Below are 19,018 nucleotides of genomic sequence, written 5' to 3'. Positions count from 1 at the left end.
TTAAGCTAACAATTAATCGTGTGTTTTTGAATAATTTTTTATACGGAGCATTTTGATAGATGATTATTTAATTTTTTATTTTGATTTAGGGGGGACGAAGGGATGCTCGTTGATTTTTTAAACGATTATTATCAAGCGAATTTAAAAAGTATTCATGATGTGGCAGGCAATCAACATCTTGTTGGAAACAGTAAGGTTTTTCATAAACCACTTTTTGTCAAGATATTTAAAGAAAAGGCAATGTTTTATGCTGAACAACATGTTAATCAATTCTATTATCCGGATATATACTTGGATAGTGTAATTTTTGAGGACAAGTACGTTGTAACTTTGCGTGACCGCAACTTAAAAGATGTGGACAACCGAAGGATGACTCCTGAAATGGCATATGAATATGGCAAGCTGTTAGGCAGTTTTCATCGGAAAGTTACTGGCAATGTTTCAGTTGAAGATAATAGACAACCATTGTCGCAACTTTTAACACAGAAAGTTGAACAGCTGCAAGGAAGCCTCTACTACGAAAATGCACAGAAGGTTCTTGAACTTTTGAAATCAGATTTCGACAAGGATAACCTTGAATATGAACAGTTGCCAAAAGTGGTACTACATGGTGATTTTAGCGTACGTAACATTATGGAATTTGAGGGCAAGGACATTTTGATTGACTTCGAACGTTCTCATGTTGGGACAAGTTATCAGGACTTTATCAAGTTCTTCTATAACGAGGTACGTGATGTCAAATTACGTAATGAGTTCCTGAGGGGATATGAACAGGAATATCCTTTTGAGATTCCTAGTAGTGATCTGCAACGCTGTTTATTATTTTTATGTGCTCTTGATATTAGTCAGTATAATATTACCCATTCGGGTGGTAAATTTGGAGATATGGCAAGTAATATGATAGCAACCATTAAAGATGGCGATGCAGTTCTGAAATTATAGCAATTATTTATTCTAAAGACATTCAGTATTTGAAAAATTTTTTTATCATTTGTACAGGATATATATATGAAAAGACATTGACATTTTTAAACTTGGAGAAGACACAGTGAGAGTATTTCATGGACATCACCAAGTTTTTATTTTGTTCTCTAGAAAAGCGTTGTACTTATTGATTATTCATAGAGAACATTTTTTTTGCAAAAAAAGTTGATAAACGGTAATTTAACAGTCTATCAACAGGAAAATATAACTTTTGTTTTAAGAATTAGGTAGTTACGATTCAGGAATTTCTCCAAATTAGGAACGTGACATAAGTCGCTGAAATTGATTGAGTACTATTGAAAAATTATGAACTTATATGAACCTAGCTTATGGATAATTTGGAGTTAGACTGAGAATTTTGACTTATGAAATCTATTTATCCAGAATAAATAGATGAGCCAAAGCAAAATATAATTCTTGACCTAGTCTCTTCATACGTACTCGATTTTTTCCAGAAACTGCTAGGACAAAGTACTCCTTATTAGTTTTCGAAGCCCTTTGGATTCCGTTGAACTTCATCATTTTTGAAATGCTTATACTCGTTTCTTTTTTGCTGCACATTTCCAAAAAATTGAACTAAAGTTGCAAAAATGAGGATCCCAATAATAGCTATGAATGTCGTCATTTAAGTCACATCCTTCTTCTTATATGTCATTATTATTACATTATTACAAAAAAATTTCAAGAAAAAAGTATCATGTGAATAAAGGCAAAGTATTAAAACAAGGGAAAAACATTTTAGAAGGACCTATTAGAATTAAAATGCATTGATTATGCACTTATATTCCAAAAGTAATTGACAGTTTATTTAGACTATCATATAATGATTGGTGTTGTTTATGGCTCGGTAGCTCAGCTGGATAGAGCATCCGCCTTCTAAGCGGACGGTCGAGAGTTCGAATCTCTCCCGCGCCATTGTTGTGATTACTTAGGTGGGGACTTGAACATTTCTATGTTTCAGGTCTTTTTATCTGTCAAAGTGATTGACGCAAGATAGAAAATCTGCTATGATTCTAATGTTGTATTTGTGCATGCCACAACTGCAACCGCACATGGCCAGTTCATAAGAGTCTTTTGACCACTTAGTCGTGGCGAGTCTGAGTAAATTAAGGAGGTGCACATATGTACGCAATTATTAAAACCGGTGGTAAACAACTTAAGGTTGAAGCCGGACAAGCAATCTACGTTGAAAAATTGACTGCAGAAGCAGGCGAGAAGGTAACGTTTGATCAAGTTGTTTTAGTAGGTGGCGAAGACACTAAAGTTGGGAAGCCATTTGTTGATGGTGTAACTGTTACGGGTACTGTTGAAAAACAGGGTCGTGCAAAGAAAGTTGTTACTTTCAAGTACAAAGCAAAGAAGCATTCACATACAAAGCAAGGTCATCGTCAACCATATACGAAAGTTGTTATTGATGCAATTAATGCATAATTATTGAGGTGGATTTGAATGATAAAGGCTTCTTTTATCTACAAGGGAAACCAACTAGTTGGTTTCGAACTTAAAGGACATGCTGAGTCAGGAGAATATGGCCAAGATATTGTGTGTGCAGCTGTTTCTGCTTTGTCAATTAGTACGATAAATGGTCTTGAGCAACTTGCAAAAGCCAGAGTACATGTTGACGCTAATGAACAAGATGGTGGGTTCATGCAAGTACAACTTGATGATTCTGCTGTTAATAATGAAGCTGCACAGTTGCTACTAGCTAATTTTAAATTAGGTATTAGTGATGTAACAACAAACTATTCTGATTATATTGAAATTACGAAAGATAAAAGCTAGGGAGGTGCACTAACTATGTTAATGAATTTACAATTCTTCGCTCATAAAAAGGGTGGTGGTTCGACTTCTAACGGACGCGACTCTGAATCAAAACGTTTAGGCGCTAAGCGTGCTGACGGACAATTTGTTTCTGGTGGTTCAATCCTTTATCGCCAACGTGGGACACGTATCTATCCAGGTGTTAATGTTGGTATGGGTGGCGACAACACATTATTCGCTAAAGTTGAAGGTGTTGTTCGTTTCGAGCGTAAAGGTCGCGACAAGAAGCAAGTGTCTGTTTACCCTGTGGCTGAATAGATTAAATAAAGCTTTTGATATAAGATCAATACGGAACGTTATGTTTTGTGTTGGTCTTTTTTTATTATTTTTCAAAGATGGGAGGAATTTTTAATGAGTTCAAAAAGAGTTGAAAATCTACGCGAATTAATGGTGAAAATGAGCATTGACAGTTTTTTAGTGACTGACCCCCTTAATATCTATTACTTGAGTGGTTTCACGGGAGATGATGGACTGCTGTTAGTTACGGAAAATAGCCAATACTTGATTACTGATAGTCGTTTTGAACAACAAATTAAAGCAAATCATTCTGACTGGAAATTCTGTAAAACTCGTAATTACTTAAAAACAGCTTGTGAACTTGTTGAAAAGGAACATTTGTCAGCAATGGCCTTCGAAGATACGATTTCATATCAAGATTATGATTTTATAGATGAGAATGCTGTTTCAGATATTGTCCCCGTTTCTGCAGTTATTGAGAAGCTGCGCGCGATCAAGGATCAAAATGAAATTAATGAAATTCGTGAGTCTTGTAAGATTGCAGGAAAAGGATACGAATTCATGCTGCAAAATGCTCATGTGTCTCAAAGTGAACTAGAACTATCTAATGAACTTGACTACTTTATGAAAAAGAATGGGACAGAGGAGAAGTCTTTTGAAACGATTGTTGCAAGTGGTGATCGAACGACATGGCCCCATGGAACAGCAACTAGAAAGCTGCTAGAAGATGGTGACCTGCTAACGGTTGACTTTGGCTACTATTACCATCATTATACTTCTGACGTAACCAGAACTTTCTCATTAGGAAAACAGACTCAAAAAGTCAAGGACTTGTATCAGATTGTCCTGGAAGCCGAGCGTAGAACAATTGAGGCAATAAAACCGGGAGTAAGCGGACGCAAGTTAGATGAAATTGGGCGTGGATTTATTGAGGAAAAAGGATATGGCAAATATTTTAATCATGGAATGGGTCATGGCATAGGACTAAATATCCATGAATTACCGAATGTTGGTTCACGCTTTCCAGATATTATGGAGGCAGGTCACATTGTAACCATTGAACCGGGAATATATGTTCCTGGTACAGCGGGTATTCGAATTGAGGATGATGTCTTAGTTACTGAGACAGGTTTTGAAATTTTAACAAATTTTCCAAAAGATTACTGTGAGATATAGATAAACTTGCTTTTTTGTGCAAAGTGTTGCTATTATAAAATGTGTTCTATTACTCTGGGAAATTTTGTGTGATGGTTATATGGTAGAATGATCTCAAGAGTAACTGCCCGGAGATATAATTTGTAGGAGGATTACAATGATTTCAGTAAATGATTTTAAAAACGGTTTAACAATTTTGGTTGATGGAGAGATTTGGCGTGTTGTTGAGTTTCAGCATGTTAAACCAGGTAAGGGTTCAGCTTTTGTGCGCTCAAAACTTAAGAACTTACGTAGTGGTGCGGTTCAAGAAAAAACATTCCGTGCAGGCGAAAAAGTAGAAAGAGCACAAATCGACAATAAGAAGATGCAGTATCTTTATGCTGATGGAACTAGCCATGTATTCATGGACATGGAAACATATGAACAACTTGAGTTGCCAGAAGAACGTGTTAAACAAGAGCTAAATTATTTAAAAGAGAATATGGTAGTAAGTATTATTATGTATGGTTCCGAAACACTTGGGGTAGAATTACCAAACACCGTTGATCTTGAAGTTAAAGCTACAGAACCAGGAATCAAAGGGGATACTGCTTCTGGTGGTTCTAAACCAGCTACTCTTGAAACTGGGTTAGTTGTTCAGGTTCCATTCTTCATTAATGAAGGTGACGTATTAACAATCAATACCCAAGACGGTAGTTATATTTCTCGTGCCTAAATCAAAGGAGGTTTCGATGATGGCAGAAAATAATAACATTATCATAGAAAGCAAGGAAGCAACACTAGGACACATTGAGATTGCACCCGAAGTAATCGAAGTGATTGTCGGTATTGCTGCAAACCAGGTTGATGGTGTTTATTCAATGCGTGGTTCGCTTGCCAATAGTGTTAATGAACTTTTTGGGCGTAAGAGCCGTGGCAAAGGGGTCAAACTCGGCCAGTCACTTGATACATTGACAGTTGAAATCTATGTTTTTTTGAACTATGGTGTCTCGGTACCTAAAGTTGCATCTGAAATTCAAGAAAAAGTTAAGCAACAACTATTATTTATGACAGGGTTAGAGTTAGCAACAGTAGACGTCTATGTTCAAGGAGTCGTTCCTGAGAAGCAAGTTCCGACCGTTGATCCTAATAATTTATTTGATGAGGAAAATGGTGGCGAGAAGTGACTATGAGTAGACACGATATGCGCAAAATTGCCTTTCAGATGTTATTTGCAATGGAGAGCAATCAAGATATTGTTGTTGATGAACTGTACTGTCAAGTCAGAGATGATGATGAAAATGAAACCGAAGAAATACCAAGTTATGTTCGTATTTTAGTTACAGGTGTTAACGAGAAAAAAGCAGAGCTTGATGCAACTATCCAAAAATATTTGGGTCAAGGCTGGACTCTTGCGCGCCTTAACAAAACAGATGTAATTATTCTGCGATTAGCAATCTTTGAAATTCAGAATGTTGATGATATTCCAAGTAAGGTTGCTTTAAACGAGGCTTTGGAGTTAACAAAGGAGTTTAGTGACGAGAAATCACGTCGTTTTGTTAACGGAGTATTGTCAAACTTGATCTCAAAGTAAAAAAGCGAAACAGTTTAACTTAACACTGAAAGATGAATGTTTAAATTTGAAACATCTAGGTTATTATCTACTTAGGTGTTTTTTTGTTGAAAAAATAATTTGATAAACGGTTATTAGACTTGAACTTATTTTGAAGGAATCCACTGAATTAGAAAAATAAGATTACAGTGCTAAAATTTTTTGAATTTAGTAAGTTCTTGTTATCAAGAATAGAGCAGTTTTTGAAAATTAACCAGAAATTTATTTTTTCATTGAGTCCACATTTATCAAGAGTAATCTGATAAATTTTACTGATTAATCATGTATGAATTTGATGAAAAGTTAGTTAGGTATGCTAAAATGGAATGCAGGTATGAGCATTAAAGTGTTCAACAATTACATAAGTTAGGATGAATGATGATGACTGAAATTCTAGATGGACGTGCACTTTCACATAAAATCAGACAACAATTAAAGCAGCGGACGGCTCGTTTGCGCGAGCGTGGAATTGTTCCAGCACTAGCGGTTATTTTAGTTGGTACTGATAGTGCAAGCCAAATATATGTACGCAATAAGCATCGTGCAGCGGCAGAAGTTGGACTCGCGACACACGATTTTAAGTTACCAGAGACAACGACCGAAGAGGAGTTATTAGCATTGATTGCTAAGTTGAATGTTGATCCTTCTATTCATGGAATTTTAGTACAACTGCCATTGCCTCCGCAAATTGATTCTGCGAAAATAACTGCAGAGATTGATCCGTCAAAGGATGTTGACGGATTTCATCCCTTAAATGTTGGACAACTTTTTCTCAATAATCCACAGTCGCTGCCTTGTACACCACATGGTATTATGAGGTTATTAGCAGAGCATCAGATTGATGTTGCTGGAAAACATGCAGTTGTTGTTGGCCGTAGCAATATTGTTGGTCGTCCAATTGCTGCGTTGTTGTTGAATGCAGATGCAACCGTTACTGTTACTCATAGCAAGACTGCTAATTTGCGTGAGTTGACACGGCAAGCAGATATTTTGATTGTTGCAATCGGTCGAGCTGAATTTATTAAGGCGGCTGATGTCAAGCCAGGGGTTGTTGTGGTTGATGTGGGGATGAACCGTAATGCAGCAGGTAAATTAGTGGGGGATGTTGATTTTACCGAGGTTGAACCGATAGCTGAAGCAATTACACCGGTTCCCGGAGGTGTAGGACCAATGACGATTGCATTATTATTAGAACAGACGGTTAAGTTTGCAGAAAGATAAAATGGAGGATAAAAATTGTCAGAAAAAGCGTATTTAACAGTGAGTTCACTGACAAAATATCTGAAGCGAAAGTTTGATGCTGATCCTTATTTGGGCAAAGTATATTTAACTGGGGAAATCTCTAATTATCGTCCTCGCCCCAATGCTCATCAATATTTTAGTCTCAAAGATGAGCATGCAAAAATAAATGCGATTATGTTCAGATCTGCTTTTGATAAGGTTAAGTTCAAGCCAGAAGAAGGAATGAAAGTTCTTGTAGTTGGTCGAATATCACTTTATGAAGCAAATGGGGGGTATCAGATATACATCGAAAGAATGGAACCCGATGGTGTTGGTGCCCTATACCAAGCTTATGAACAGCTAAAGAAGAAACTTGCCCAAGAAGGATTATTTGGTGTTGAAAAGAAATTTTTGCCAAGATTTCCTCGAAAAATAGCCGTAATTACGAGTCCATCTGGTGCCGTAATCAAAGATATAATGACCACTATCAGGCGGCGTTATCCAATTGCCCAGATTGTTTTGTTTCCAGCTCTTGTTCAAGGAGAGAGCGCTGCTGCTGATATTGTTGCACGAATTCAGCAAGTCGAAGAAATTGGTAATTTTGATACGCTCATAATTGGACGTGGAGGTGGCTCCATTGAAGACCTGTGGCCGTTTAATGAAGAAGTGGTTGCACGAGCGATTTTTGAATGTCAGATTCCGGTCATTTCTTCTGTCGGCCACGAAACTGATACGACAATTGCTGATTTAGTAGCAGATGTCAGGGCGGCTACGCCAACTGCTGCAGCAGAATTAGCCGTACCAGTGCTCAGTGATGAAATTTTGAAGATTCAACAATTACGCATAAGATTGCTGCAAAATCTGCAATCTAGGATTAAACTGAAACAGCAACTGGTTAATAAATTGATTAGTTCATATGTTTTTCAACAACCTGGACGGCTTTATGAAGGTTATCTGCAAAAAAATTGATTATCTTAAAAAACGCGCACAACAAGCACTTCAGCAAAGAATGACCGAGCATGAAAGAGTGGCTAGGTCCTTAATACAAAGGCTGCAAGAACAGGCCCCCTTTGAAAAGTTGCATTTGTACGACTCAAAAGTTGAATATTTAACACAACAACTTGATCGCGCAATTAAAAATTATTTTCAAAAAAATGAGCAGAGACTGGAAAAAGCAATCTCCGACTTGGATATGCTGAGCCCGTTGAAAATTATGGGTCGAGGGTATAGCTATGTATCTGATAATGAACAAAGAATCATAAAGTCCGTTGTGCAACTTAAAACAGATGACGTGATAGATATTCATTTGCAAGATGGCAATGCAAAAGCAAAAGTGATGGAATTAAGGAGGACAAAGAATAATGGCTGAAAAAAAGAACTTTGAAGATAATTTGAAAGACTTGGAAGAAATCGTTCAGAAGCTTGAACAAGGTGATGTACCATTGGAACAGGCTTTAGAGGAATTTCAGAAGGGCGTTTCTCTCAGCAACGAATTGCAAAAAACACTTGAAAATGCTGAAAAAACACTTGCAAAAGTGATGGATAAAGATGGAAATAAGACTGATTTTGAAAGAGATTCGACTAATGAATAAAAGAATGCAGGATTTTCAAAGCACAAATTTGCCTAAATTTGAGAAAAAAATCGCAGAATTTTTGAATAACTTATCCGCAGAAACAACTTTGAAAGATGCAATGGCTTATTCTGTCGAAATCGGTGGGAAAAGAATTCGTCCACTTATGATTATGGCAATTTGTTCATTTTATAACAGATCAATTGATGATGATGTCTTGGCCGTTGCTGGTAGTCTTGAATTTCTACATACGTATTCACTGATTCATGATGATTTACCAGAAATGGATAATGACGATCTTCGAAGGGGCAAAGCAACAAATCATAAGGTATTCGGGCAGGCTGAAGCTGTTTTAGCAGGTGATGGTTTATTAACACTTGCATTTGATTGGGTTGCAAGAACTGGATTGGACTCAAAGAGTAAAGTTGACCTAATAGCTGCTTTGGCAAAAGCTGCAGGACCTGAAGGCATGGTCAGTGGACAGATTGCAGATATAGAGGGTGAGCACAAAACACTGAATCTTGAACAATTGAAGAAAGTTCACGAAAGAAAAACTGGAGCTTTATTAAGATATGCATGTCAAGCAGGAGGAATCCTTTGTAAAACAGAAAAAGAAGAACTTGAGTTGTTGGTGAACTTTGGTGCTTCTTTTGGACTAGCTTTTCAGATATATGATGACATTTTGGATGTAGTCTCAACAACAAAAGAGATGGGAAAAGCAGTGCATAAGGATAAAGGTGAAAACAAAAACACATATCCAGTAATTTTAGGACTTGATGGTGCTTATCAAAGATTGGAACAGGCAATTGAAGAAGCAGAGGGTGCGTTGGTAAAATTAAATGCTAGTGATTGTGTTTTAGCGGATTTTCTAGAATATTTCAAGAGAAAGGAAAGCTAATGAAGAAGGAACGAGTTGATGTAATGCTTGTTCAACAAGGTCTTTTTGATACACGTGAACAAGCAAAACGGGCGGTAATGGCTGGAGAAATATTAGGTGAAAATGAAGAACGCTTAGATAAGCCCGGAATGAAAATTAATATTGAAACTGAACTGCATTTTAAGGGGAAAAAGATGCCTTATGTGAGTCGAGGCGGCTATAAACTTGAAAAGGCACTCAAGGTTTTTGATGTAGAAATTAAGAATAAAACTGTCCTTGATATTGGCTCTTCTACCGGTGGATTTACGGATGTTGCATTGCAAAATGGTGCGAAAATGAGTTATGCATTGGATGTAGGAACTAATCAATTGGCTTGGAAAATTAGACAAGATCCACGTGTAATTGTAATGGAAAATACAAATTTTCGATATAGTAAACCCGAAGATTTCACTGAAGGCTTACCAGATTTTGCTACGATAGATGTTTCCTTTATCTCCCTTGAGCTGATTTTACCGCCTTTGCATGCAATCCTGCAAGATTCAGGTGATGTGGTGGCGCTGATTAAACCTCAATTTGAGGCTGGTAAGGCTAATGTCGGGAAGAATGGTATCGTTAGGGATAAAAAAGTCCATTTGGCAGTATTAGACAAAATTATTAGTTTTGCACTAGAGGCAGATTTTGATGTCTGTGGAATTGATTTTTCTCCAATCACAGGTGGTGAAGGTAATATTGAATTTATTTGTCATCTGAAAAAAGTCGCTGGCAACGGAGTTAACAGAACAGGAATTGATAATAAAGAACTAATTGAACAAGCATATACAACTTTCGGTAAATAATCATTAATTTTTATAAGCTTTTTCTTTAATATTTATTCAAAATAGGCTATTATAATAATAAATTATGAATAAATGTGGGGGATTGGTGATTGGTATGCGGAAACAAGAGCGGCAAAAAGCGATAAAGGATTTGTTGTTACAGTACAGTATTGATAGACAAGAAGACATCGTTAAGCTTTTGAAAGAACAAGGTATTGATGTCACACAAGCAACGATTTCACGTGATGTAAAAGAAATGCAGCTGATTAAGTTACCTTCTTCAAGCGGTGAATACCAATACAGTCTCCCAACGGAGAAGAAACTAAATTCAGAGAAAAAATTACGAAATACATTAAGAAATGCATATTTATCCTCACGTATTCAAAATGAACTCTTACTAATTAAGGTTTCACCGGGAAATGGTCCAGTAATAGCTAGTTTGATAGACCAGATGCACTATGAAGAGATTTTTGGTACTTTAGGCGATGATGATACAGTTTTGGTAATTGCAAAATCAGTTGATGAGGCAAAGGCAGCACAAGAATTAGTCCTTGGGATGACCAACTAACAAAGGAATGATGAGATGTTACGCGAATTAATGATTAGAGATTTCGCTATCATTGAAAAACTTGATATTAATTTTGAATCTAAAATGACGGTTTTGACTGGTGAGACAGGTGCTGGTAAATCAATAGTAATTGATGCTTTAGGCCTCTTAGCTGGCGGAAGAGGTTCGCAGGAATTTATTCGTAAGGGAGCCAACAAAGCAGTTTTACAGGGTTTATTTGGATTCCCCAAGAGTGTCAAGATAAGACATGATGTAGAAAAACTCGGAATTACGACGGATGAGGATGCATTGATTATTCAGCGAGAGCTTTATCGCAATGGTAGGAGTGTCTGTCGTATTAATAATACATTGGTAACACTGACAGCACTGAAAAAGATTGGGAATCAGCTTATAGATATTCATGGACAGAATGAGCACCAGATGTTAATGAATTCAGAGAATCATATAGGCCTTTTAGATCAATACAGCCAAAAAACTACAGATTTGAAAGGCAAATATGACAAATTATTCAAAATTTATCATGAAAAATTAAAAATTTTAAAGAAAAGACAATCAGATGAACAGAAATGGGCTCAAAGATTGGATATGCTTCAGTTTCAGGTTCAAGAGATTGGTGATGCTAATCTTGTTTTAGGAGAAGACGAAGAGCTGGAAACTAAGAAGCAAAAACTTGAAAACTTCCAAACTATTCGTGAGGCATTGTCACAAGGTTATGAACTACTTTCGGGTGATGAGGTTGATTTTTTGGGGCGTTTAGGTGATGTTGCTGAAGCAACGCAAAAAGTGGGAAACTTATCTGAGGATTTACACAATATTGCAGATAATTTATCGAGTGCGTTCTATACGCTGCAAGATGTTGCACATGATATTTCGAATGAATTAGATGTAATGGAGTGGAATGAAGATGAGTTAAACCAGACCAACCAGAGATTGGAAATAATCAGACAGCTTGAGCACAAATATGGTAATTCAATTGAAAAAGTTTTGAATTATTACAATAAGATTGAAAAAGAATTAGCACAGATGCAAAGTGCAGATGAAGATAGTGAAGTTCAACAAAAGGCTGTTGATGAAGCTTATAACACAGCGTTACAAACGGCAGAAAAGTTGAGTCATGAGAGGACTAAAACTGCTAAACAACTATCAAAAGCGGTTGAATTACAGTTGAAGTCTCTTTATATGGATAAAGCTAAATTTGAAGTACGCTTTGTAACGGATAAGAACGTGCTATCAAGTAATGGAATTGATCGTGTGGAATTTTACATTCAAACCAATCAAGGTGAAGCTAGTGGGCCATTGGTAAAAATTGCATCTGGTGGTGAACTCTCACGCATTATGTTGGCGTTAAAGACGATTTTTTCGAGGGATCGAAACTTAACAAGTATCATTTTTGATGAAGTTGATACTGGTGTTAGTGGTCGAGTTGCTCAAGCGATGGCTGAGAAGATTAGTCAGATTGCACAATTATCTCAAGTCTTGTGTATTACACATTTGCCGCAGGTAGCCGCTATTAGTAATCACCATTATCTTGTTACCAAGGAAGTTATTAAAGGACGAACCGAGACAAACGTTGAGAAATTAGACGAAAAAAAGAGAATTAATGAAATTGCTAGGATGTTAGCTGGGACAGAGATTACAAAATTGACATTGGAACACGCCAAGGAATTACTTGAGATGGCGAAAAAAATACGAAATTAGAATAATGAATTTAAAGTAATAAAAGAAGTAATTACAACTTTATGTAATTTACAAAACTTAAAAAGATCGCCTTCTAAAGGTTAGCTTTTGCTCAAACCTCTAGGGGCGATCTTTTGTTAGGATACTACATATGATATAGCGGCTTCATCTCTATGAGATAAAGTTGCGGTATAGTCCAACAACTTTACCTAAGATGACGACTGAATCTAAAATAATTGGATCCATTGTGTCATTTTCAGGCTGTAAGCGATAATAGCCGTTTTCTTTGAAAAAACGTTTGCAGGTTGCTTCATTATCATCGTTCATTGCAATCACAATTTCTCCGTTTTCTGCGCTTTCTTGTTTGCGGACAATAACCTGATCTCCGTTCAATATTCCAGCATTGATCATACTTTCACCACGAATAGTTAGGATAAAGAGATCATCCGCAGAATTAAAGTTAGGTGGTAGTGGAAAGTATTCAGAGGCCTCTTCCACAGCAAGAATCGGCATTCCAGCTGTAACTGTTCCAAGCATAGGAATTGAATCTGCATGCTCTTCAATTCCCAATGCTTCTAAACCAATTGTCGTTAATTCAATTGCACGCGGTTTCGTCGGGTCCTTTTGGAGATATCCTTTTTTTTCAAGTCGTGCCAAATGTCCGTGTACAGTAGAAGTTGATGATAAATCAACAGCTTGACAGATCTCACGAACCGTGGGTGGATATCCCTTTTCATTGACTCGTTCATAAATAAAACGAAGAACCGCCATTTGTCTTTTTTCAGAAGCTTTTGTCATTTAAGACACCTCAATCACATTATTAATAAAATAACTCTAACACAAATAGGTATACATTACAAACAAACGTTCGTATTAGATGTTTGAAAATTGTTATTTGTTAATGTATGATTAATCTGTCCAATAATAATTAGCAGTGAGGTAATGAAATGAAGGGTAAAATTCCGCAGGAACTCATTAATCGAATTAATGAACTTTCGAAGAAGAAAAAGAGTGTTGGTTTGACAAAGGCAGAATTAGTTGAACAAAAGAGTCTTAGAGAAGATTATTTGGCTGCTTTTCGATCAACTTTTCGCAGTAATGTCGAAATGTTACAAGTTTTTAATAAAGAAGGCAAAGAAGTTACACCTGAAAAAGTTAAAGAAATTCAAAGAAAAAAGGGATTGCGTGATGATTAATCGAGTTTGAGCTTTATTTTTATTCAATAATTGTGTAAAATTGTTATTTGAAACGACATGAAAGGAGCAATTCGTGATGTCAACCACAATTTGGGTACTAATCGTTATCCTTGCGCTTGTCTTAGGCTTTGTTGGTGGATTTTTCGCTGCCCGTAAATATATGGAAAGCTATTTGAAGAAAAACCCGCCAATTAATGAAACAATGTTGAAGACTATGATGCTCCAGATGGGCCAAAAGCCTTCTGAGAAAAAGCTTCATCAAATGATGAACGCAATGAAGTCACAAGGTGCTAAGAAATAAAATGTGTGGCCTGGATCAGGATCATGATGATTCAATAAAAAGGAGTCTTGCCGAAACAGTTTGTTTTGGCAAGACTCCTTTTATCTAGATTAATTTTAGCACTCAGAATTTAAGTTACTAAATAAAGACTTAGTGTTTACTCTTATCAATGTATACATAGTTAGGATTAATTTGTGTATCCAACTTTTTAAATGAAGATACCATTTCTCCAAGAATTGCTTGTTGTTGCTCGTCTGTCAGTTTTTTACGAGAGTTGATTGTAATCGGGTCGCCAAAAGCAATAGTTACTTTTCTTCTCTTAAGCAAATCTTTCATTGTTGAGGGTCCTTGGTAGACAGCAGGTACAATTGGAACACCTGCAAGACGGGCAATCAGCAGGACACCACCTTTTAGATTCTGAGAATGCCTTGTTCCAGAAGGAAACATGATTAGAGAAAGATTACGCTTCTTTAGCCAATTGACAGGCGTCTTGATTACAGAAGGACCTGGATTTTTACGATCAACAGGAAATGCATTAGCATGAACTAGAATATAGCGCAGGATTGGATTCTTGAATAATTCTTCCTTCGCCATAAATGAGAACTTCTTTGGCGATGCACCTAGGGCAAAATAAATCATGTCAAACCAAGCACGATGAGGTCCGACAAGTATATAATTGTCCTTTGGTAACTTTTCCTTGTTAAGATAGTGTGCGTTTCCATTGATTATGAACACTATTATGCGTGCTACAATACGAATAAATGAATAGAACATCACGAGACATTCCTTTCTTATCTAAATTATTTCAAAGATAAGTATGCCTAATTTTGTGATGACATGCAAGTTAAAATGAAGGTGATATTAAAATGAAGCTTTACAAGAACGAACGAATCGATAGACTATATTCAAATGAAGTTCAGATTATTCAAAGCGCAGAAGTATTTTCTTTTTCTTTGGATGCTGTTTTATTGGCATATTTTACTAGTGCTCTGCAAAAAGAAAAGGGGATCTTGGTTGACCTATGTGCGGGAAATGGGGCAGTCGGACTATTTTTAACAAAAAAGGTTGCTGGACAAATTATCGAAGTTGAGGTTCAGGAGCGTCTGGCAGATATGGCAAGGAGAAGTATAGAACTCAATAATCTCGGGGATAGAGTTCAGATGTTAAATATTGATTTGGACAAAGCGATCGAATTCATAAAAAAAGATTCAGTTGATATCGTGACTTGTAATCCACCGTATTTTTCAAATCTACCTACTAGTAAAAAAAATAGTAATCCTTATTTGGCAATTGCACGTCATGAAATTTCCGTTAATCTTGAGCGAATTATTGAAGTTACAAGTGATTTATTAAAGATGAATGGTAAAGCGTATTTTGTACATCGGCCTGAGAGAACGGCCGAGATTTTCGAATTGATGAGAAAACACAGACTCGCACCCAAGAAAGTTCAGTTAGTCCATCCGAAAGAAGAAAAAGAGGCAAATATGATTTTGATTGAGGCTATCAAGGATGGTCGACCAAACGGTGTTAGGTTTATGCCTGCTATTGTTGTATATAACGATTCTGGTGAATACACACCATTATTGAGGGAGATTCTGTATGGAAAAAGTGAATAAGGACTATTTTTTTACGTTTTGTTATGTGCTGACTTTACACTGTATGGTGGATTCACAAACGATGTAAGTCATCGTTTAGCTGTCCATAATGCTGGAAAGGGTGCAAAATATACGCGGTTAAAAAGCAGACGTCCAGTGAAACTTTTATATTACGAAGCATTCGATAACAAATCTGCTGCATTAAAAGCTGAATATGCTTTTAAGCATCAATTAAGAGCACAGAAATTAAAATATCTTGAAGAACATGGAATTAATATCAATAAACTTAAGAAATAAAAGATATTGCTAAACGCATTGCTAAATAGGAGCGTTGAAGATATCTTTCATGCTACAATGATATGCGGACGGAGATAATATTTTATTGAGTGCGGACAACTCGCTCATTTAAAATAATTGGTTTCTTGTGTCCCACCGTAGAATAGAGATATTTAATTTTGGAGGTTCATTTCATAATGAAGTTTATAGCTTTTAATGTGCGTGAAGATGAAGAGAAGTATTTTGCTCAATGGGAAAAAGAAACTGGTAATGAGGTTTTGCGTTTACCAGACATGTTAGACATGAGTTCGGTAGAAAAGATCGAAGGATTTGATGGCGTTTTAGCACTTCAAACTGGTACCTATCCAGACGAGATGTTTACAGAATTCAAGAAATTTGGTGTTAAAGTATTTTCTATCCGCAATGTTGGTGTTGATAACATTAATCTTGATGCGGCAAAGAAAAATGGGGTAGTGGTTACGAATGTTCCTGCTTATTCACCAAATGCGATTGCTGAGTTTTCAGTGACTCAATTGATGCAGCTTCTTCGTAACACGACCATATTCAGAAACAAAGTTGCAAAACAGGATTTTCGCTGGGCACCCTACGTAGGGAAAGAGTTACGTTCATTGACCGTTGGTGTTGTCGGGACAGGGAGAATTGGACGAGCTGCAATTGATATTTATCGTGGATTTGGTGCCAAAGTTATTGCATACGATCTCTACCCTAATCCAGAATTAAAAAACAGGGGATTTATGTCGATAGCTATGATGAATTATTTTCTCAAGCAGATGTAATTACATTGCATATGCCGGCAACTCCCGATGATTATCACTTGATAGGTACAGAAAACCTTAATAAGATGAAGGATGGTTCTTATATCATTAATACTGCTCGTGGCGCACTGGTTGATACTAAAGCGTTGATTACGGCTTTGAGATCGGGAAAACTTGCAGGTGCAGCGCTAGATACTTATGAGAATGAAAGTGATATTTTTAATCATGATTTAAGTAATCAAGAAATAAAAGATGAAACCTTTAAGGAATTGTTGTCGCTTGATAATGTCTTGGTAACGCCCCATGTTGCTTTTTACACAGAGACAGCAGTAAAAAATATGGTATTAATTGCACTAAACAGTGCAAAAAGTGTTTGTGAAGATGGAACAGCAAGTACTGTTGTGAAATAATTGAATATTTCTTGCGTTTTAATTTGAAGTACGATATAATATTTCAGGTGCTTTATGATAAGTACTAATTCACACTTCGTAGGATAGTAATCATGGTGCTCAGTTGAGTTTGGTTTCAGTTGAATACGGAGGAGGAAAACAAAACAATATTGGAGGTATTTTATATTATGGCAGTAATTAGCATGAAACAATTGCTTGAAGCCGGTGTTCATTTTGGACATCAAACACGTCGTTGGAATCCTAAGATGAAGAAGTATATCTTTACAGAACGTAATGGTATCTACATCATTGATTTACAAAAAACAGTTAAGTTGATTGACGATGCGTATAACTTCATGAAAAAAACAGCAGAAAATAACGGAGTTATTCTTTTTGTTGGTACAAAGAAGCAAGCACAAGATGCAGTTGAAGAAGAAGCAAAACGCGCTGGTCAATACTTTGTAAACCATCGTTGGTTAGGTGGAACTTTAACAAACTGGGATACAATTCAAAAACGTATCAAGCGTCTTAAGGAAATCAAGGCAATGGCCGAAGATGGAACTTTTGATGTCCTTCCCAAGAAGGAAGTTGCCCTATTGCTTAAGCAAAAAGAGCGTCTTGAGAAATTCTTGGGTGGTATTGAAGACATGCCTCGTATTCCAGATGCATTGTTTGTAGTTGACCCACGTAAGGAAAGAATTGCTATCAAGGAAGCTCGTAAACTTAATATTCCTATCATTGCTATGGTTGATACAAACGCTGATCCAGATGAAATTGACGTTAAAATTCCTTCTAATGATGATGCTATCCGTGCAGTTCGTTTGATTACTGCTAAGATGGCTGATGCTGTTATTGAAGCCAACCAAGGTGAAGATGACACTGAAGCAGTTGAAGAATCATTTAAAAAGGCAGATACAGTAGATTCAATTGAAGATATTGTTGAAGCTGTTGAAGGTAAAAACAATACCAAAGATGCTGAATAGTTAAATCTTAGGCTGTCTCCAACATTGGGCACATTAATGGCCTTAAGGTTAGGGACAGCTTTTTTTATAATTTAGAAATAAGGAGGCCATAGTAATGGCAAAAATTTCTGCTTCTCAAGTTAAAGAATTACGTGATAAAACAGGCGTAGGTATGATGGAGGCTAAAAAGGCTTTAGTAGCTGTCGAGGGTGACATGCAAAAGGCTGTTGACTTTCTTCGTGAAAAAGGAATTGCAAAAGCTGCTAAGAAAAGTGATCGTGTTGCAGCTGAAGGCTTAGCTGATGTTGAGATTTCTGGTAATGTTGCAGCTGTTGTCGAAGTTAACGCTGAGACTGATTTTGTTGCGCAAAATGCACAATTTAAAGAACTGGTTAAGACTATTGCTAGCAACATTGCTGAAGCAAAGCCAGCAAATGTTGAGGAAGCACTCAAGATTTCTACAGACAAAGGCACAATTAATGATGAAATCATTGAAGCAACGCAAGTTATTGGCGAAAAAATCACATTACGCCGTTTTACATTAGTTGAGAAAACAGAAACACAAAACTTCGGTTCATATCTCCATATGGGTGGTAAAATTGCTTCATTAGTACTTGTTGAAGGTGCTGATGAAGCAACTGCAAAAGATGTTGCCATGCATGTTGCAGCAATCAATCCGAAGTATGTTGATCGTACTGAGGTACCTGCAGCAGAACTTGCACATGAGAAAGAAGTTCTGACACAAGAAGCTTTGAATGAAGGAAAGCCAGCAAAAATTGTTGAAAAGATGGTTGAAGGCCGCTTAAATAAGTTCTTGGCTGAAATTAGTTTGACAGATCAAGAATTTGTTAAAGATCCAGATCAAACTGTTGCAAAATATGTTGCTTCAAAGGGTGGAAAGGTTATTTCATTTACCCGTTATGAAGTTGGCGAAGGCATTGAGAAAAAAGAAGATAACTTTGTAGAAGAAGTTATGAGTCAAGTTAAAGACTAGTATATATTAGATAACAAGTCATTCAGTTTACTA

At 36.6% G+C, this 19,018-nt stretch carries 23 protein-coding genes, 1 tRNA gene, 2 pseudogenes and 1 other annotated feature; of the genes and pseudogenes, 23 read left to right on the top strand and 3 right to left on the bottom strand.

Annotated features, from left to right (window positions below):
* Window positions 1-102 precede the first annotated feature (102 nt).
* The gene (locus GSM_RS04030; protein WP_003690048.1) at window positions 103-942 is read left to right on the top strand and encodes a phosphotransferase; all 840 of its coding nucleotides are present in this window, start codon (window positions 103-105) and stop codon (window positions 940-942) included.
* Window positions 943-1,465: 523 nt separating this feature from the next.
* Here the strand turns inward: GSM_RS04030 and GSM_RS15015 are convergent.
* Window positions 1,466-1,609 carry a hypothetical protein gene (locus GSM_RS15015; RefSeq protein ID WP_155807913.1) on the bottom strand — a complete coding sequence of 48 codons (144 nt, stop codon included), beginning with the start codon at window positions 1,607-1,609 and terminating at the stop codon, window positions 1,466-1,468.
* Between the two features lie 216 nt (window positions 1,610-1,825).
* Between GSM_RS15015 and GSM_RS04020 the strand changes: the two genes are divergently transcribed.
* The 15 genes and pseudogenes from GSM_RS04020 (at window position 1,826) to recN (ending at window position 12,538) form a co-directional block, all read left to right on the top strand.
* Window positions 1,826-1,899, top strand: a tRNA-Arg gene (locus tag GSM_RS04020).
* A 119-nt stretch (window positions 1,900-2,018) separates the two neighbouring features.
* Window positions 2,019-2,093 (top strand) — a sequence feature (ribosomal protein L21 leader region).
* 13 nt (window positions 2,094-2,106) lie between these two features.
* The gene (gene rplU, locus GSM_RS04015; protein WP_003690050.1) at window positions 2,107-2,415 is read left to right on the top strand and encodes a 50S ribosomal protein L21; all 309 of its coding nucleotides are present in this window, start codon (window positions 2,107-2,109) and stop codon (window positions 2,413-2,415) included.
* Between the two features lie 18 nt (window positions 2,416-2,433).
* Window positions 2,434-2,766, top strand: coding sequence for a ribosomal-processing cysteine protease Prp (locus tag GSM_RS04010; RefSeq protein WP_003690051.1), 333 nt, complete (start codon window positions 2,434-2,436; stop codon window positions 2,764-2,766).
* 15 nt (window positions 2,767-2,781) lie between these two features.
* On the top strand, window positions 2,782-3,063 hold the full coding sequence (gene rpmA, locus GSM_RS04005; protein ID WP_003690054.1) for a 50S ribosomal protein L27: 282 nt from the start codon (window positions 2,782-2,784) through the stop codon (window positions 3,061-3,063).
* 93 nt (window positions 3,064-3,156) lie between these two features.
* Window positions 3,157-4,218, top strand: coding sequence for a M24 family metallopeptidase (locus GSM_RS04000; RefSeq protein WP_003690055.1), 1,062 nt, complete (start codon window positions 3,157-3,159; stop codon window positions 4,216-4,218).
* A 136-nt stretch (window positions 4,219-4,354) separates the two neighbouring features.
* Window positions 4,355-4,912 carry an elongation factor P gene (efp, locus tag GSM_RS03995; RefSeq protein ID WP_003690057.1) on the top strand — a complete coding sequence of 186 codons (558 nt, stop codon included), beginning with the start codon at window positions 4,355-4,357 and terminating at the stop codon, window positions 4,910-4,912.
* A gap of 19 nt (window positions 4,913-4,931) precedes the next feature.
* Window positions 4,932-5,363, top strand: a complete 432-nt coding sequence (locus tag GSM_RS03990; protein ID WP_003690058.1) for an Asp23/Gls24 family envelope stress response protein — start codon at window positions 4,932-4,934, stop codon at window positions 5,361-5,363.
* Entirely contained in the window at window positions 5,360-5,770 is a 411-nt protein-coding gene (gene nusB, locus GSM_RS03985; protein WP_029327360.1) for a transcription antitermination factor NusB, read from the top strand. The genes GSM_RS03990 and nusB overlap by 4 nt, the downstream gene beginning before the upstream one ends.
* A 399-nt stretch (window positions 5,771-6,169) precedes the next feature.
* Entirely contained in the window at window positions 6,170-7,009 is an 840-nt protein-coding gene (gene folD / locus GSM_RS03980; protein ID WP_003690061.1) for a bifunctional methylenetetrahydrofolate dehydrogenase/methenyltetrahydrofolate cyclohydrolase FolD, read from the top strand.
* A gap of 15 nt (window positions 7,010-7,024) precedes the next feature.
* Window positions 7,025-8,378: pseudogene (gene xseA, locus GSM_RS13970) on the top strand (exodeoxyribonuclease VII large subunit).
* A complete protein-coding gene (locus GSM_RS03970) occupies window positions 8,371-8,601 on the top strand; it encodes an exodeoxyribonuclease VII small subunit (protein WP_003690066.1) in 231 nt (76 codons plus the stop codon). The pseudogene xseA and the gene GSM_RS03970 overlap by 8 nt, the downstream one beginning before the upstream one ends.
* Complete coding sequence (locus GSM_RS03965; protein ID WP_003690067.1) at window positions 8,594-9,478, top strand: polyprenyl synthetase family protein; 885 nt, start codon at window positions 8,594-8,596, stop codon at window positions 9,476-9,478. Before GSM_RS03970 ends, GSM_RS03965 begins: the two co-directional genes overlap by 8 nt.
* Window positions 9,478-10,293, top strand: coding sequence for a TlyA family RNA methyltransferase (locus GSM_RS03960; protein ID WP_003690069.1), 816 nt, complete (start codon window positions 9,478-9,480; stop codon window positions 10,291-10,293). Before GSM_RS03965 ends, GSM_RS03960 begins: the two co-directional genes overlap by 1 nt.
* Window positions 10,294-10,387: 94 nt before the next feature.
* Complete coding sequence (gene argR / locus GSM_RS03955; protein ID WP_010077827.1) at window positions 10,388-10,840, top strand: arginine repressor; 453 nt, start codon at window positions 10,388-10,390, stop codon at window positions 10,838-10,840.
* A gap of 15 nt (window positions 10,841-10,855) precedes the next feature.
* Complete coding sequence (recN, locus tag GSM_RS03950) at window positions 10,856-12,538, top strand: DNA repair protein RecN (RefSeq protein WP_003690073.1); 1,683 nt, start codon at window positions 10,856-10,858, stop codon at window positions 12,536-12,538.
* A 150-nt stretch (window positions 12,539-12,688) separates the two neighbouring features.
* Here the strand turns inward: recN and lexA are convergent, their stop codons facing one another.
* Complete coding sequence (lexA, locus tag GSM_RS03945) at window positions 12,689-13,315, bottom strand: transcriptional repressor LexA (protein ID WP_003690074.1); 627 nt, start codon at window positions 13,313-13,315, stop codon at window positions 12,689-12,691.
* 149 nt (window positions 13,316-13,464) lie between these two features.
* On the opposite strand from lexA, the gene GSM_RS03940 reads away from it, so the two are divergent.
* Window positions 13,465-13,713: a DUF896 domain-containing protein gene (locus tag GSM_RS03940; protein WP_003690076.1), complete on the top strand. Its 249-nt coding sequence runs from the start codon at window positions 13,465-13,467 to the stop codon at window positions 13,711-13,713.
* A 76-nt stretch (window positions 13,714-13,789) separates the two neighbouring features.
* Entirely contained in the window at window positions 13,790-14,014 is a 225-nt protein-coding gene (locus GSM_RS03935; RefSeq protein WP_003690078.1) for a YneF family protein, read from the top strand.
* A gap of 129 nt (window positions 14,015-14,143) precedes the next feature.
* Here GSM_RS03935 and GSM_RS03930 read toward each other — a convergent pair whose 3' ends face one another.
* Complete coding sequence (locus GSM_RS03930; RefSeq protein WP_003690080.1) at window positions 14,144-14,767, bottom strand: lysophospholipid acyltransferase family protein; 624 nt, start codon at window positions 14,765-14,767, stop codon at window positions 14,144-14,146.
* A gap of 92 nt (window positions 14,768-14,859) precedes the next feature.
* On the opposite strand from GSM_RS03930, the gene GSM_RS03925 reads away from it, so the two are divergent.
* The 5 genes and pseudogenes from GSM_RS03925 to tsf all read left to right on the top strand — a co-directional run bounded on the left by GSM_RS03925 (window position 14,860) and on the right by tsf (window position 18,985).
* Window positions 14,860-15,609, top strand: a complete 750-nt coding sequence (locus tag GSM_RS03925; protein ID WP_003690081.1) for a tRNA1(Val) (adenine(37)-N6)-methyltransferase — start codon at window positions 14,860-14,862, stop codon at window positions 15,607-15,609.
* A gap of 18 nt (window positions 15,610-15,627) precedes the next feature.
* Complete coding sequence (locus GSM_RS03920; RefSeq protein ID WP_010077826.1) at window positions 15,628-15,885, top strand: GIY-YIG nuclease family protein; 258 nt, start codon at window positions 15,628-15,630, stop codon at window positions 15,883-15,885.
* 176 nt (window positions 15,886-16,061) lie between these two features.
* Window positions 16,062-17,050 (top strand): annotated as a pseudogene (locus GSM_RS13965) (D-2-hydroxyacid dehydrogenase).
* Between the two features lie 167 nt (window positions 17,051-17,217).
* Window positions 17,218-18,012: a 30S ribosomal protein S2 gene (rpsB, locus tag GSM_RS03910; protein WP_003690087.1), complete on the top strand. Its 795-nt coding sequence runs from the start codon at window positions 17,218-17,220 to the stop codon at window positions 18,010-18,012.
* A gap of 94 nt (window positions 18,013-18,106) precedes the next feature.
* Window positions 18,107-18,985 (top strand): translation elongation factor Ts, encoded by an 879-nt coding sequence (tsf, locus tag GSM_RS03905; RefSeq protein WP_003690090.1) that lies wholly within the window; start codon window positions 18,107-18,109, stop codon window positions 18,983-18,985.
* The last annotated feature ends 33 nt before the right edge of the window (window positions 18,986-19,018 follow it).

The organism is Liquorilactobacillus mali KCTC 3596 = DSM 20444 (assembly GCF_000260415.1).
GTDB lineage: Bacteria > Bacillota > Bacilli > Lactobacillales > Lactobacillaceae > Liquorilactobacillus > Liquorilactobacillus mali.
Note: the sequence above shows the minus strand (reverse complement) of the source record. Positions and strands in the feature narration are given on the sequence as shown.